A 13895-nucleotide genomic window follows, 5' to 3' on the forward strand; every position below is an offset into this window, starting at 1 on the left:
CGTCAGCAACTCCTGCCCGAAGTGTTCATTGTTTTCAGCCTTCAGCCCTTACCCACACTGCGAAAGAAGCTATCAAAATTCACGTTATCTCTCGGAGCATGGCCTGCAACCACACGCCTTATTTGCTTACAACACTCTGTCAACAACGGCTCAAAACTGGCGTTAAAACAGCATCCGCCAAAGCACCGTGATTTGCACGGCGCGGCGCAAGGAGCGTCAGATGTCGCATTTCCCCAGGACCCGGCCCGAGCAGCCGGAACTGCAGCCAAAAACGGTCGCCCGCCTATGGCATCCAGGCATGATTGCCCTGGCCGCCGCCATGGCGCTGAGCGCCTGCAACGACAAGGATTCGCCGATCAAGGCGGACAGTGCGCCGCCAGCCTCGGTACCTTCCGCCACGCCCGATGCCGCCCAGCCTCAGCCCGCCGCCTATGTGCCACCCGGTGCTGACGCGCTCTACCGGATGGTGGCGCCGATTGCGCTTTACCCGGACAAGCTTGTGGCCCAGATCCTGGCCGGTGCCACCTATCCAGACCAGATCAGCGCCGCCGAAACCTGGCTGGGGCAGAACCCCGGACTGCAGAAGACGGCGCTGAGCAATGCCGTCAACGCCCAGAACTGGGACCCTTCCGTCAAATCACTAACCCAGTTTCCCAATGTGCTGGAACAGATGGCCTCCAGCCTGCCCTGGACCACGGCGCTGGGCAAAGCCTATTACAACGATCCCTCGGATGTGATGAACGCCATACAGGTCATGCGCAACCGTGCCTACAAGGCCGGCACGCTCAAGACCTCCAGCCAGCTCAAGGTCAACCTGGCGTCCACGCCTGCCGCCGTGGCCTATACGCCAGGAGCCGTGGTCACACCGCTGCCCGACCCGGTCATAGAGCCGCCGGAGCAGTTCATTGAAATCAGCCCCACCCAAGTGGATACGGTCTACGTTCCTCAGTACGACCCGGCTGCAGTCTACGGTCAGCCGCTGCCCGTATATGGCGGCTACCGCTATGTAGAGGCGCCGCCTCCAGCTCCCGTGGCAGGCGTGCCCGTGATTGCCGGCCTGCTGGGCTTTGGCACCGCCATCGTGCTGGCCGGGTCCATGGACAGACATCCGTCCTGGGGCTGGAATGCCTGGAATATGCACTGGGGCGATCCCGAAAGGCCCTGGCGTCACGGCGAGCGCCCCCCGCCCCCGCAAGCCCGTCCGGCCGTGGTCTACAACAACACCACCTATATATCGCAGTCGCGAACCGTGGTGCAGAACATCCATCGCACGGACAACACCTATATCAACAGCATCCATGAAAATGCCGCAGGCGAGCGCCGCGAGCCGGCCGGGCCGCCCCAGGCGGCAGGCGTCCTTGCTGGGCCGGGGACGATGGCTGTGGGCGCTGCCGTCGGTGCCGCCGCCATGACAGCCGGTGGCCATGGCCTGAACCAGCGACAGCCAGCACAGAGCCCCCTGGCTACACAGCTACAGGGCAGGCCGGGCTTTGCCCAGGGACCCAACCATGCTCCAGGCGGGCCGCGCGCATCCAATGGCAATGCTTTGATGCCGCCGCAAGACCCCCATGATCGCCATCCACCTCAGGCGCCGCAGATGCAGGCTGCCATGGTGGAGAAAGCCATGCAGCAACGCCCACAGGAGCCAACCCAGCGCCAGCAAGCAATGCAGCAGCAAACTCCTGTGCAGGTGCAACAGCAGCACACCCTGGAGCAGGCCCAGCGTCAGCAGCCAATGCAGCAAGTCCGCGAGCAGCAGCAGCAGCAGCGCGCCCAGGAGCAAGCTCAACATCAACATCAACAGCAAATGCAACAAGCCCGTGATCAGCAAGAGCATAGGCAACAGGCACAGCTGCGGCAGATGCAACAGCAGCACGCCCAGGAGCAAGCTCAGCGCCAGCAACAAATGCAGCAGCAACAGGCCCGTGAACAACAGCAGCGCCAGCAGCAGGCCCAGATGCAGCAGATGCAACAGCAGCACGCCCAGGAGCAAGCTCAGCGCCAGCAACAAATGCAGCAGCAACAGGCTCGTGAACAACAACAGCGCCAGCAGCAGGCCCAGATGCAGCAACAACGGGCACAGGAACAGGCCCAACGCCAGCAGCAGGCACAGATGCAGGCTCAACAGCACCAGGCCGAGCAACAGGCTCGCATGCAAGCGACGCGGTCTGAGGGCCGCTCGCGCGGGGATCGCGAGCACCGCTGAAACGCCACTCGCCTTCGTACCATGCCGCCTGCCATGCAGGCGGCTTGTCAGTGCGCAGCCTGCATGACGGTATAAACAAGCTCATAGAAGTTCATTCGTTTTTGCGCCACTCATTGCAGCAGCCTTCATGTACAACCCAAGCCATTTCAAGACTGATGATCCAGCCTCCCTGCATGACTTGATCCAAGCCCATCCCCTGGGTTGCCTGGTCACCCATTCCGACTCGGGGCTGGACGCCAATCACCTGCCTTTCGAGCTGTTGCAGGACGAGGACGGCGTTTTGCGCCTTATCGCCCACGTGGCGCGCGCCAACCCTGTGTGGCAGCAGATCCGGGACGACAGCTCCGTGCTGGTGATCTTCCGTGCCGAGCAGGCCTATATCTCCCCCAACTGGTATCCCAGCAAGCACGAGAACCATGAGCAGGTCCCGACCTGGAACTACCGTGTGGTCCATGCGCACGGCCGCATCGGTGTGCGCGATGATGAAAAGTTCGTGCGCGGCGTGGTGGGCCGGCTCACCCGCCGCCATGAGGCTCGGAACAATGCCCAGGCCCCGTGGAAAATGAGCGATGCTCCGCCCGACTATCTGCAACGCATGCTCGGCGCCATCGTGGGCCTGGAAATTACCGTCGACCGCCTGGAAGCCAAGTTCAAGCTGAGCCAGAACAAGCAGCAGCGCGACCGGCTCGGTGCAGTGCAGGCCCTGGAGCAACTGGGACAGCTGGATCTGGCCCTGAGCATGCGCCTGCCCTGATCGCCGCTGCCGACCTGCAAGTCATAGACATGCGTAAAGCTCCCATCCCTGTATCGCCTTTAGCTCCGCTATCGATAGCAATACAGCACAATGCCTGCACAACCCGATAAGCACCATGCCAGCCGAAAAAATTTCCAACCCTTCTCTCCCTCCCGAGCGCCGTCGCCTGCTGCAATGGATGGCGCAATCGGCGCTGTTTGCCGCAGCACCAGCCTGGGCTGCGCGCAGCGCCAACTCGGACAGCGCGCTCTGGCCGCAGGACAGCAGGGTTCCCGGCGGCGTCGCACGCCTGTCGCTGGGCCCTGCCTCCGCACGTCCCCTGGTCACGGCAGCGGAGGCCGAGGTTCTGGTGGTGGGAGACATGATCGAATGGACCGCACTCGTGGGCATACCGCTTGCCACCACACCGGGTGAGCAAAGCGTTGGCGTGAAGGCCGACGGCCGTTTGCGCACCATGAGCTATACGGTGCGCGACAAACAGTATGTGGAGCAACGCCTCAAGGTCTCACCCAAGACGGTGGACCTGTCTGCCGAAGACAATGCCCGCTACGAACGCGAGGCCGCCCACCTGAAGACCGTGATGGCCACCTTCACAGAGCCGCTGCCTTCCGGCAGCCTGCACATGCGCGTGCCGGTGCCGGGTCGCCGCTCCAGCAGTTTCGGCCTGCGCCGAGTCTTCAACGGCCAGTCGCGCAATCCGCACAGCGGCATGGACATCGCCGCCCCTACGGGCACGCCGGTGCGTGCACCGCTACCCGGCAAGGTGGTCGATGTGGGCGACTATTTCTTCAACGGCGGCACGGTCTGGCTGGACCATGGCGGCGGCCTGCTCACCATGTACTGCCACCTGAGCCAGGTGGACTGCAAGCCGGGCGACCAGTTGCAGACAGGCGATTCCTTTTGCAAGGTCGGAGCCACAGGCCGCGTGACCGGTCCCCACCTGCACTGGAGCGTGATGCTGAACCGCGCCATGGTGGACCCGGCGCTGTTCATCTGAACGGATCTCGCAGACGAAAAAGCGGCTCAGCGAGCCGCTTTTTAAATTCTCACGACCAGCTCAGGACCTCCAACGCATACCCATCAGGCGCAACAGACCGGTTTGCTCGAAACTATGGTGCATCCCGATCCTGCTTCAGATAGTTCTCCACCAGCTCAAAGAAACTGTCGTAGAAGCTGCGTTTGGAAATGGTCTCGCTGCCCACCTTGACCAGCGAATCGTTGCTGGAGGAAAACGGCAGAGACAGCGAACCCAGAGCGCTCACCCCCACGCTGGCCGAGGTTGCACTCTTCTTTAGCGAATAGCGATCCTGCAACGCTGTCGCAAAACCCAGACTGACCAGGCCGTCGCTGGTCTGCGGCACGCAGACCACACGGAAATTGATTTCCAGATTGGTCTCCGTATTGGGCTGGAAGTTCTTGCGCCCTTCTATCAGCTCCTGCGTCCTGGCCGTTGCGATATAACCCTGGCTCAACAAGGCGCGACGTGCGGCCTCGCAAGTCTGTGCCGGTGTCGCATCAAAGCCGCGGGAAAACGTGGAACTGGAGTCGAAAGTCTCCTGTACCGGCATATGCTGAGGTGCGGTTGCCGAGCATGCCCCCAGCAAACCTGCCAATATGCCCACAGAACCCAGCCGCCCCCAATTCAGCCCAAACAAAGCAACACCACCTAAGCGCACAGAAACTCCTTGATGCCTGGGCCGTAGTTTCTTCATAGCCCGAACCTTTGAAGCGTAGCAGCTTGGCAAAGACTAATTTGACGAAGCGCTGTCTAGTCGTACGGATTTTTTCGATCTTTACAGGGGCTTCACGCCCGGGCGGCACATCTGATTTCTCCGCCCTTCCGCGTGCAGCATTTGTTGACACTCTGAGGTTGTCGAAGCGCAAAACAACCGCAACGTTGGGTTAAGGTCAGATAAAACCCGCAGGGAACTGATATGGTCAACAGAGACTCTGTTTCTGCTGACACGGTTTGCCGTATTCCTCTATTCGACCTTAAGGAAACCCTATGAAATTTCGCTGGACCTGGTGCCTTCCCCTTGTTGCTTCCATGACGCTTGCCGCCTGCGGTACGACAAGCGGTGGCGGTGCAAGCAAGCCCGGCCCTACAGGCTCCGCAGGCGATGCCGCGTCGCTGACCGCCTACCACTGGAAACTGCAGCAGGCCTACACACCGGCTGGCAATGAGGACCAGAGCTGGTTTCTGGGCTCCAGCCAGGCACCTATCGAGCTGGACTTCGTGGATCAGCGCGTCGTCGTCAAGAATCTGTGCAACGTCATCTCGTCGGCTTACACCGTTGAGGGCCAGCGCATCAATCTGCAGCGCGGCATGAGCACCCTGCGTGCCTGCAATGACAACCAGCTGATGATGCTGGAGCAGAAGGTAGCGCGCATTCTGCCTACGGCCAAGCAATGGAATGTGCAGCTCGGCGGCGCCACTACTGAACAGCCTCGCCTGACGCTGCAGTTCATTGATGGCACGCGCTGGCAGCTCAACGGCAAGCCCACTGCCCAGACCCAATACGGCAGCGCGCCCGAACGCATATTTCTCGAGGTCGGTCCCGAGCGCAAGGCCTGTAGTGCAGGTGCAGGCCGCCATCAGTGTCTGCAGGTACGCGAGATCCGCTACGGCGACAACGGCGTCAAGACCTATACCGGCCAGTGGGAGAACTTCTACAGCGAGATTGAAGGCTACAAGCACGAAACCGGTGTGAGCAATGTGCTGCGCATCAACCGCTTCAAGCGCCAGAATGTACCCGCCGATGCTTCAAGCTATGTCTATGTGCTGGACATGGTGGTGTCCTCGGCCATCGCCGACAAGCGCAAGTAAGCCGGCGCTCAGGCATTGAAAAAGCCGGCCCTGGTGCCGGCTTTTCTATTTTCATGCGTACATTCAACGCCGATGTTTCACGCACCACGTTTCATCAAACATGGTTCGTTGCCAAAGGACGATTTTCTTTTGGCAATAACTACTTAGGGAATGTTTTCTGAACGCAGTAGTTCGGAAAACAGGATTACAGGTTATGCCCAGCGTCTGTGGAGCCGCCTGTGGACAAGCCTCGGAAAAGCAGAGCGAGGCCGCACAGGCATTGACTTCGGGCCCTGCGATCAAAAAATACGCAGGGATGATTGAGCCTGCAATGTTTCACGGAGAAAAAAGCCGACACCTTTCGGATGCCGGCAAGAGAGGAAAGTCACTGACCTCACACACAAATCATTGAGCTGGCTCCTGCCCCGGCTCCATGCCCCGGGCAATAGCCGACAGATTCAACGCAGACGGAAACGACCTTCCACAAACATGGAGGAACGATGGCCGCTTTCGCACTGGTTGTCAGCGTAGGACCAGAAAGCCTGCACCGTGCCCTTGGCCGAATCTATGACCTGGCTGACCGTGAAGCCGGTTTTCTCGATCCAGTTCAAAAAATGCAGGTGGTCGCTCAGTTGCAGATAGCTGAGGTTCTCGCAGCCCTCGGAAATATGCCCTTGCGAGTCCACCACGCGCCAGCGCATCTGACCGCTGGCGGTGTAGCGGACTTGGGCCTGGCTGTCCGGGAATTCAATGACTGCTTCGCGGCCCAGAAGAGTTCCTGCGTATTGCATCGAAAGCATGGACATGATGTGACTCCTTGAGAGAAAGCTTCGCTATTCATAACGCCAAACCATTTGTGTGAAGCTATGATGAATCGCCGCCGTTTCTTTGCGTGTGGGAAAGTGACTCATGCCTTCGTCGGTAAACATTTTTTGACAAACAAGGCTTCTCTCCTGCATGGCATGAAGGTTAATCCGCAGCCTGCTTGCCGGATATGAACCGCAGCAGAAGTGAATGCTCAGAACGGCCATAGGCACTGCAGAAAACAAGGCGATCGCGCATACTCGGCCCTCTGACATTTCAGGTCGCCAAGGCAGGACGTCGGCCCAGGCCAACTCCCGCCTCCTCAGCCGCACTCACGGATCTCACCTTGTCCACCCCCGTCACCTCTACAGCGCCTCAGGCCTCCTCCATCCCGCCATTGCGCGATCCCGCTTTTGTCAATTTCGTGCTGGCACGCATGCTTGCCATGTTTGCCCAGCAGATGCAGGCAGTGGTGGTGGCCTGGCAGGTGTACGACATCACCCGCGAGCCTCTGTCTCTGGCCTATGTCGGGCTGGCGCAGTTCCTGCCCATGGCGGGTCTGCTGATTCCCGCTGGCGATCTCAGCGACCGCATGAGCCGCAAGCGCCTGCTTGGCATCAGCTGGCTGGTGGCCGCAGTCTGCTCGGGCCTGCTCTGGCTGCTAGCCGAGAGCGGCGCGCACAATGTGCACTGGATTTATGCAGTGCTGGTGCTGTTTGGCTGCAGTCGCGCCTTCAGCGGTCCGGCGCTGCAAAGCCTGTTGCCGCAGATCGTTGCCCGCGAGCAACTGGCCCAGGCACTGGCCACCAACAGCATGCTGATGCGTATCTCGGCGATTGCCGCTCCCGTGCTGGGCGGCCTGCTGTACGCGCTCGGCGGCGGCGTGCTGACCTATGCGGTCTGCGGCGTCGCTCTGCTTCTGGGAGCCGGCCTGCTGAGCCAGGTCCCCGTACATTTTGCCGGCCCCAGGATCCTCACTGACGTGCAAACCACCATGTGGCAACGCTTTGCCGAAGGTCTGCATTTCATGCGTACCCGCCCCATCATCCTTGGCACCATCTCGCTCGATCTGTTTGCTGTGCTGCTGGGTGGCGTTGTGGCCCTGCTGCCCGTTTATGCGCACGAGGTGCTTCAGGTAGGTCCGCAAGGCCTGGGCCTGCTGCGCTCCTCCATGGCTGCGGGAGAGGTCTGCATGGGCCTGTGGCTGGCATCGCGCCCCATCAACCGCCGCGTGGGCAAGGTGATGTTTGCCGCCGTAGCAGTGTTCGGACTGGCCAATCTGGTGTTTGCGCTCTCGCACTGGTTTGTACTGTCCATGCTGGCACTGGCCGTGGCCGGTGCGGCCGATATGGTCAGCGTCTATATTCGCGGCGCATTGGTGCAGTTTTCCACGCCCGACCATATGCGCGGCCGCGTGAATGCGGTGAACATGCTGTTCATCGGCTCCTCCAACGAGCTGGGCGAGTTCCGCGCAGGCAGCAGCGCGTCCTGGTTCGGTGCAGTTCCCGCCGCCATTCTGGGCAGCCTGTGCACGCTGGGCGTGGTGGGTGGTTGGATGGCACTGTTCAAGCCCCTGCGCGATGTGGACAGGCTCGAAGATGCGGCGCGCGTAAGCGGCCTCGAGCCCCCGCAAGCACTTGAAAATCAATAGCTGCCAATCATCGGGCAATTGACGCTGCAACCCGCTTCGACACAAAAAAGCCTCGCAGACCCTGCGAGGCTTTTTGCTGATCGCGGCGGCTGATTTACAGCAGCTCGGCACGCAGTTGTTCGGCGCTCTTGGGCGACAGCAGGCCAGGGGCCACGTCAAATACCGTCTTGCAGCCATGTTGGCCAGCCTGGGCCAGGCGATGCACGGCGCGTGCATAAGCCACAAGCACGCTGGAAGTGAACTCGGGGTTGCTGTCCAGCTGCAGGCGGTATTCGATGACCTGCTTGTTTTCGGCACTGGTATTGCCGCTGCGGATCACAAAGCCGCCATGGGGCATGGCAGAGTGATCGCGAGCCAGCTCTTCGGCACTGATGAAGTGGACCGTGGTGTCGTACTGGTCGAAGTAGTGAGGCATTTCCACAATGGTCTTGCGCACGGCTTCGGCGTCGGCGCCATCCTTGAGCACCACATGGCATTCACGCTGGTGCTTCTCGCGGGTGGACAGCTCGGGGCGCACGCCGGAGCGCACCTTGTTGACCGCCTCTTCCACAGGGATGGTGTACTGCACGCCGCCGGCCACGCCTTCCACGCGGCGGATGGCGTCGGAATGGCCCTGACTCAGGCCCTTGCCCCAGAAGGTGTAGGTAGCGCCGTCAGGCAGCAGGGCTTCACCCAGCACGCGATTGATGGAGAACATGCCGGGGTCCCAGCCGGCCGAGATCAGGGCCGTGCATTGACCCCCCTGAGCGGCCTTGTCCACACTGGCAAAGTGTTCGGGGATGCGGGCATGGGTGTCAAAGCTGTCGACCAGATTGAAATGAGCCGCCAGCTCGGGCGCCTGCCTGGGCAAATCGTCCTTGGAGCCGCCGCAGAGAATCAGCACATCGACCTGACCTTTGTGCGACAGCAAAACATCCATGGAATGCACAGGCGTATCTGCATTCAGGGGCTGGAGCTGGGAAGGGTCGCGACGGGTGTAAATCCCCTTGAGCTGCATATCGGGGTTCTTGGCGACAGCAGCTTCCACGCCGCGGCCCAGATTGCCGTAACCGACGATAGCAACGCGGATAGGGGATGAGGTCGATGCCATGACGAGCTATTCCTTCAAACAAAACAAAACTTCAATTATTGCCCTGTGATGCACCAACTTGGGGCTGGAACTGCAGCAATCTCAGTCCGATGTGTGTGAACGCCCACGCCATGAATGCCGCAAGCCATCGCCGATCAGCAGGCCCACGGCGGCAAAGATCAGCGCATAGCTCAGTTGCTGCTGCGGCTCCATGCTCTCGCCCAGCAGCCAGGCCACCACGACCAGCAAGGCCGGTTCCACATAGGACAGCAGACCGAACAGGCCCAGCGGCAGCCAGCGACTGGCAATCATGTACAGCGCCAGCGCCACGGCGCTGACGATGCCCAGCAAGGGCAGCAGGCCCCATAACGTCGGATGACCCGCGACCAGCGGCCAACTGTCGGGCGTGCGCAGCGTGAAGGCAATGGCCACCGGAACCAGCAGCGCCATGTCTATCCAGTGACCGGCCAGGGTATCGGTCTGCAGCCAGCGGCGCAGCGAGAAATACACCGTATAGCCCAGCGCCACCACCCAGGTCTCCCAGGACATGCCGCCGGCCTGCCAGAACTCATGCGCCACGCCCGCAGCCGCCAGGAGCGTAGCCAGGCTCTGGCCCAGCGTCAGACGCTCGGCAAACAGCACACGCCCGGCCACGACCATCACCAGCGGCAGCAGAAAATAGCCCAGCGACACTGGCAACGCACGCCCGTTCATGGGTGCCCACATGAAAATCCATAGCTGCACGCCCAGCAGCGCCGAGCTCAGCACCAGCAGCATTCCAAACCGGGGCTGGGCCAGAGCTCTCGCCAGCAAGTCGCGTACCGCCGCCACCTCCTTGAGAGCGAACAGCAGGGCAGTGGTAAAGGGCAACGTCACCAGCACGCGCCAGCCAAAGATCTGCTCGCCATCGAGCGGGGCGAGAAAAGGCGAGAGGTAATACAGCGAGGCGAACAGCACGGACGCCAGGACCGAAACCACCACCCCCTTGAACATCACAGACACAAGATCAAGCCTCCAAATGGCGGCCAGCATTGATCCGTCAAGCGCTGGCAGCTACTTCAAAAAAAAAATGAGCCGACGTCGAGCGGCCCACACCGATTCTCGGCCACGAAGCGGCCTGTCGGCAGGCAGACCCTGGTCAGCAAAGCTTTGCACTGTGCGCTAGAGTGCGGCTCGCCCTCTTCTGTCTGCCTTCCACATGCCCGATACCGCCCTGCCCGACGGCTCTGCCAATCCGCCTTTGCACATACTCTGGCAGGACGAGCATATGGTCGTGGTCTACAAACCCGCCAGCTGGCTGGTGCATCGCACGGGCCTGGATGCGCACGAGACCCGCTTTGTCATGCAGACGCTGCGCGACCAACTGGGCCATCATGTCTGGCCCGTGCACCGGCTGGACAAGGGCACCTGCGGCGTGCTGCTCATGGCACTGCACAAGCAAGCGGCCCAGGCTCTGGCTGCCAGCTTTGCAGCCCATGAAACCCGCAAGGAATATCGGGCCCTGGTGCGCGGCTGGCTACCCGAAACATTGGAAGTCGATCATCCCCTCAAGCCCGACGATGCACCCGAGGATGCCCCGGTGCAGGACGCGCACACGCACTTGCGCTGTCTGGCGCGCCTGTCCTGGCCCGAAAGCTATGACGGCCGACACCCCGAAACCCGCATCAGCCTGGTCGAAGCCCTGCCGACCACGGGCCGCAGACACCAGATACGCCGCCATCTCAAGCATGTGGCCCACCCCATCATCGGCGACGCCACCCATGGCAAGGGGCCGCTGAATCGCTGGTGGGCCGAACGCCTGGGTCAACAGCGGCTATGGCTTCATGCCAGGGCACTGGAGATTGCCCACCCCGTGAGCGGGCAGCTCATGCGCTTCGAGGCCGACTGGTCCAGTCTGACTCAGCTGCAGGAAGCGCGGGACTGGCAAAAGCTGGTGGCGCTGCCGGGCTGGCAACCCATAGCATAAGAAACAGCTGTCAGCGCTTGTATCTCAAGCGTTGACAGCTATGATTTTCTGCAACTACGCAGACTTGGGCGTAGCGCGAATCCACTTGCCCTCTTCGTCGAACTGCAGGCCTGGTGCGGCCGCAAACTCGTATTGCGCTTCGGGTTCGGCCTTGAGCTCACCCTGCAGCAACTCCACCAGACGCTCGTTGCCCATCTTGAAGCCACAGGCCTGGGCATGGCCTCCGCCGCCAAAGCTCTCTGCCAGAGGAATGCAGTTGAACTCCGAACGCGAGCGCAGGCCCACCTTGGTGCCCTTGTGATTGGCATGCCACATCAAGGCAAAGCTGCCGCTCTGGCGCGCCAGCAAATCACCCACCTGGCTGTGGAACATGCCCGGGCAGTTGACCATCAGGCCCTGCCTGCCGTTGAAGACCAGCACCTGGGCGCCGTCGGCAATATCGACGCAAAGCTTCTGGAATTTCTCGTCCATGGCGCCGCCACGGGCCATGTAGACGGTTTCCTGCTCGGGCGTGAAGGCCGCAATCTCGGCCCAGCGCTCAAAGCTGCGCACGGGCTCCATGTCCAGAGCCGCGAGAAACGCCGCGCTTTCGGGGAATTCCCATTTCCAGATATCGCGGTCCTCGATGTAGCGAATCAGGCCGGGCACGGGCTTGTCGGCCTGGAAAAACTCCCAGGCCAGACGCGCGCCGGACTTGCTCATATCGAAATGCACCACGCCGCATTGGCATTGGTAGCCGCTGAGTTTCTCGGCCGCACTCTTGTGATGGTCCAGCACCACGAGCTTGGCCACGCGCGACTCGATCTCGGCCATCAACGTGGGCTCAAAGGCAAAGTCCAGCACATAGACGGCGCGACCGGCCAGATCGCCCAGGTCGTCGGCCGCCTGAATCTCGCCGTGATCCAGACCGCGAAACTCGGCCTGACCTTCATAGAACAGCCAGGCCGCCAGCGCCGCGCCAAAGCCGTCGGGGCAGCGACGGCCATGGTAGAGGATGAGGGGCTTGGGATCGTTGCGATCGGGGCGTACCAGCAACTGCTGGAACAGGGAAATTTTGGCGTTCTGTGCGGTCATAACCGGGTATTTTCGCCGTTTGCGCCGGAGCGAGGCGACGCACGGGCATTGCGGGCTCACGGCTGACTGCTTCCGTGGCGGGTGTTTCGCCCTGCAAGACACTGCCTGCAGGGCTCATCCGGCTGCCCGCAAGAGGCTTCACGCCTGGTAAGTCACCGCTTGCTTTTTCCTCGGTTAGCACAAGCGCTGAAATCCCTGATTTCGGTATCTACCTAAGCCCCCACTCTTCGCATACGCCTATGATGGGGGTCTTGCTATTGAAATGCTGCGGTCACCGGCAGGCCCGCAACGCTTGCCTGCCACGACAGTTACAGCGCTGGGTGCTCCGCGGCCCCTGTATGCGATCTACACCCGATATCACTCCTCACCTCGGTACGCTGCTCAGTTTTCGCCGCGACCTGCACGCCAATCCTGAGCTCAAATACGAAGAGCACCGCACCGGCGACAAGGTCGCCGCATACCTCACGGCCCTGGGCCTGACCGTGCATCGCGGCCTGGGCCAGACTGGCGTTGTCGCCAGCATCCACGGCAAGGGCCGCAGCAAGGACAACCCCGGCCGCAGCATCGGCATCCGTGCCGACATGGATGCCCTGCCCGTCACGGAAATCAACACCTTCGGGCACATCAGCCAGAACAAGGGCCGCATGCATGCCTGCGGCCACGACGGCCACACCACCATGCTGCTGGGCGCTGCAACCACCCTGGCTCAGCAACCCGACTTTGACGGCACGGTGCACCTGATCTTCCAGCCAGCCGAAGAAGGAGGCGCTGGCGCCAAGGCCATGATGGATGACGGCCTGTTCGACAAATTCCCCTGCGAAGCCGTGTTTGCGCTGCACAACTGGCCATCGCTGCCGGCCGGCCAGATGGCCGTGCGCGTTGGCCCCATCATGGCCTCCACCCTGCGCTTTCAGATCAGGGTCCATGGCAAGGGTGGCCATGCGGCCATGCCCCACACCACGCTGGACCCGATTCCCGTGGCCTGCGCCATCGTCAGCCAGTTGCAGACCCTGGTCTCGCGCAGCACCGATCCGCTGGACTCGGCCGTGCTCACCGTGGGCAAGATCACCAGCGGCACGGTGGAAAACATCATTCCCGATGACGCCATCATCGCCGGCACCGTGCGCACCCTGAAGAAGGAAACGCGCGAGATGTTTGTCGAAGGCCTCAAACGCATCAGCAGCCATGTGGCAGCCGCCCATCTGTGCACGGCCGAGTTCACGCTGCGCCCCGGCTCCTACCCCAACACAACCAACCACGCCCGCGAAGCCAAGTTCATGGCCGCCGTGATGCGTGAAGTGGTCGGTGACGACAACGCCTTTGACGATGTGCTGCCCGCCATGACCTCCGAAGACTTCGGCTTCATGCTGGAGGCCGTCCCCGGCGCCTATGGCTGGATTGGCAATGCCAAGGGCGACCAGCCCGGCGTGAGCCTGCACAATCCGGCCTACGACTTCAACGATGACAACATCGGTCGCGGCTCGAGGTTCTGGGATCTGCTGGCACGTCGCTATTTTGAGCAGCCGGCCGCCTGACGACAGCCAAGAACTACGCTATTCATAGCT

Annotated in this window: 13 protein-coding genes; 7 read left to right on the top strand and 6 right to left on the bottom strand. The window is 61.6% G+C overall.

Features of this window, described 5'->3' with window-relative positions; translation table 11 throughout:
• Positions 1-220: 220 nt before the first annotated feature.
• From MPZ60_RS17490 to MPZ60_RS17500, 3 genes are all read left to right on the top strand, one after another.
• A complete protein-coding gene (locus MPZ60_RS17490) occupies positions 221-2206 on the top strand; it encodes a DUF3300 domain-containing protein (RefSeq protein ID WP_034385575.1) in 1986 nt (661 codons plus the stop codon).
• Between the two features lie 127 nt (positions 2207-2333).
• The gene (locus MPZ60_RS17495; protein WP_034359404.1) at positions 2334-2960 is read left to right on the top strand and encodes an FMN-binding negative transcriptional regulator; all 627 of its coding nucleotides are present in this window, start codon (positions 2334-2336) and stop codon (positions 2958-2960) included.
• 115 nt (positions 2961-3075) lie between these two features.
• A complete protein-coding gene (locus MPZ60_RS17500; RefSeq protein WP_034359406.1) occupies positions 3076-3957 on the top strand; it encodes a M23 family metallopeptidase in 882 nt (293 codons plus the stop codon).
• Between the two features lie 112 nt (positions 3958-4069).
• Here MPZ60_RS17500 and MPZ60_RS17505 read toward each other — a convergent pair whose 3' ends face one another.
• On the bottom strand, positions 4070-4528 hold the full coding sequence (locus MPZ60_RS17505) for a DUF2242 domain-containing protein (protein WP_224648528.1): 459 nt from the start codon (positions 4526-4528) through the stop codon (positions 4070-4072).
• Between the two features lie 437 nt (positions 4529-4965).
• Here MPZ60_RS17505 and MPZ60_RS17510 point away from each other — a divergent pair, with 437 nt between their 5' ends.
• Positions 4966-5787, top strand: a complete 822-nt coding sequence (locus MPZ60_RS17510; protein ID WP_034359409.1) for an META and DUF4377 domain-containing protein — start codon at positions 4966-4968, stop codon at positions 5785-5787.
• A 437-nt stretch (positions 5788-6224) separates the two neighbouring features.
• Here the strand turns inward: MPZ60_RS17510 and MPZ60_RS17515 are convergent, their stop codons facing one another.
• Positions 6225-6572 (bottom strand): hypothetical protein, encoded by a 348-nt coding sequence (locus tag MPZ60_RS17515; RefSeq protein WP_003053278.1) that lies wholly within the window; start codon positions 6570-6572, stop codon positions 6225-6227.
• A 27-nt stretch (positions 6573-6599) separates the two neighbouring features.
• Positions 6600-6881, bottom strand: coding sequence for a hypothetical protein (locus tag MPZ60_RS17520; RefSeq protein ID WP_131367682.1), 282 nt, complete (start codon positions 6879-6881; stop codon positions 6600-6602).
• Positions 6882-6916: 35 nt separating this feature from the next.
• On the opposite strand from MPZ60_RS17520, the gene MPZ60_RS17525 reads away from it, so the two are divergent.
• Positions 6917-8221 (top strand): MFS transporter, encoded by a 1305-nt coding sequence (locus MPZ60_RS17525; RefSeq protein WP_034359411.1) that lies wholly within the window; start codon positions 6917-6919, stop codon positions 8219-8221.
• Between the two features lie 94 nt (positions 8222-8315).
• Here MPZ60_RS17525 and MPZ60_RS17530 read toward each other — a convergent pair whose 3' ends face one another.
• Both MPZ60_RS17530 and rarD read right to left on the bottom strand, forming a co-directional pair.
• Positions 8316-9311 carry a diaminopimelate dehydrogenase gene (locus tag MPZ60_RS17530; protein ID WP_034359413.1) on the bottom strand — a complete coding sequence of 332 codons (996 nt, stop codon included), beginning with the start codon at positions 9309-9311 and terminating at the stop codon, positions 8316-8318.
• An 81-nt stretch (positions 9312-9392) separates the two neighbouring features.
• On the bottom strand, positions 9393-10283 hold the full coding sequence (gene rarD, locus MPZ60_RS17535; protein WP_034359486.1) for an EamA family transporter RarD: 891 nt from the start codon (positions 10281-10283) through the stop codon (positions 9393-9395).
• A 205-nt stretch (positions 10284-10488) separates the two neighbouring features.
• On the opposite strand from rarD, the gene MPZ60_RS17540 reads away from it, so the two are divergent.
• Positions 10489-11256, top strand: coding sequence for a pseudouridine synthase (locus tag MPZ60_RS17540; RefSeq protein ID WP_242882036.1), 768 nt, complete (start codon positions 10489-10491; stop codon positions 11254-11256).
• 54 nt (positions 11257-11310) lie between these two features.
• On the opposite strand, the gene MPZ60_RS17545 is transcribed toward MPZ60_RS17540, so the two are convergent.
• Positions 11311-12330 (bottom strand): DHH family phosphoesterase, encoded by a 1020-nt coding sequence (locus tag MPZ60_RS17545; RefSeq protein ID WP_034359418.1) that lies wholly within the window; start codon positions 12328-12330, stop codon positions 11311-11313.
• 338 nt (positions 12331-12668) lie between these two features.
• Here MPZ60_RS17545 and MPZ60_RS17550 point away from each other — a divergent pair, with 338 nt between their 5' ends.
• Positions 12669-13865 carry a M20 aminoacylase family protein gene (locus tag MPZ60_RS17550; RefSeq protein ID WP_034359420.1) on the top strand — a complete coding sequence of 399 codons (1197 nt, stop codon included), beginning with the start codon at positions 12669-12671 and terminating at the stop codon, positions 13863-13865.
• The last annotated feature ends 30 nt before the right edge of the window (positions 13866-13895 follow it).

The organism is Comamonas sp. 7D-2, assembly GCF_022749555.1.
GTDB classification, from domain to species: Bacteria; Pseudomonadota; Gammaproteobacteria; order Burkholderiales; family Burkholderiaceae_C; genus Comamonas; species Comamonas thiooxydans.

Bases quoted from the DNA above. Each gene is read 5' to 3' on its own strand.
- MPZ60_RS17490 (WP_034385575.1), top strand. From the start codon at position 221: ATGTCGCATTTCCCCAGGACCCGGCCCGAGCAGCCGGAACTGCAGCCA.
- MPZ60_RS17495 (WP_034359404.1), top strand. From the start codon at position 2,334: ATGTACAACCCAAGCCATTTCAAGACTGATGATCCAGCCTCCCTGCAT.
- MPZ60_RS17500 (WP_034359406.1), top strand. From the start codon at position 3,076: ATGCCAGCCGAAAAAATTTCCAACCCTTCTCTCCCTCCCGAGCGCCGT.
- MPZ60_RS17505 (WP_224648528.1), bottom strand. From the start codon at position 4,528: ATGCCGGTACAGGAGACTTTCGACTCCAGTTCCACGTTTTCCCGCGGC.
- MPZ60_RS17510 (WP_034359409.1), top strand. From the start codon at position 4,966: ATGAAATTTCGCTGGACCTGGTGCCTTCCCCTTGTTGCTTCCATGACG.
- MPZ60_RS17515 (WP_003053278.1), bottom strand. From the start codon at position 6,572: ATGTCCATGCTTTCGATGCAATACGCAGGAACTCTTCTGGGCCGCGAA.
- MPZ60_RS17530 (WP_034359413.1), bottom strand. From the start codon at position 9,311: ATGGCATCGACCTCATCCCCTATCCGCGTTGCTATCGTCGGTTACGGC.
- rarD (WP_034359486.1), bottom strand. From the start codon at position 10,283: ATGTTCAAGGGGGTGGTGGTTTCGGTCCTGGCGTCCGTGCTGTTCGCC.
- MPZ60_RS17540 (WP_242882036.1), top strand. From the start codon at position 10,489: ATGCCCGATACCGCCCTGCCCGACGGCTCTGCCAATCCGCCTTTGCAC.
- MPZ60_RS17545 (WP_034359418.1), bottom strand. From the start codon at position 12,330: ATGACCGCACAGAACGCCAAAATTTCCCTGTTCCAGCAGTTGCTGGTA.
- MPZ60_RS17550 (WP_034359420.1), top strand. From the start codon at position 12,669: ATGCGATCTACACCCGATATCACTCCTCACCTCGGTACGCTGCTCAGT.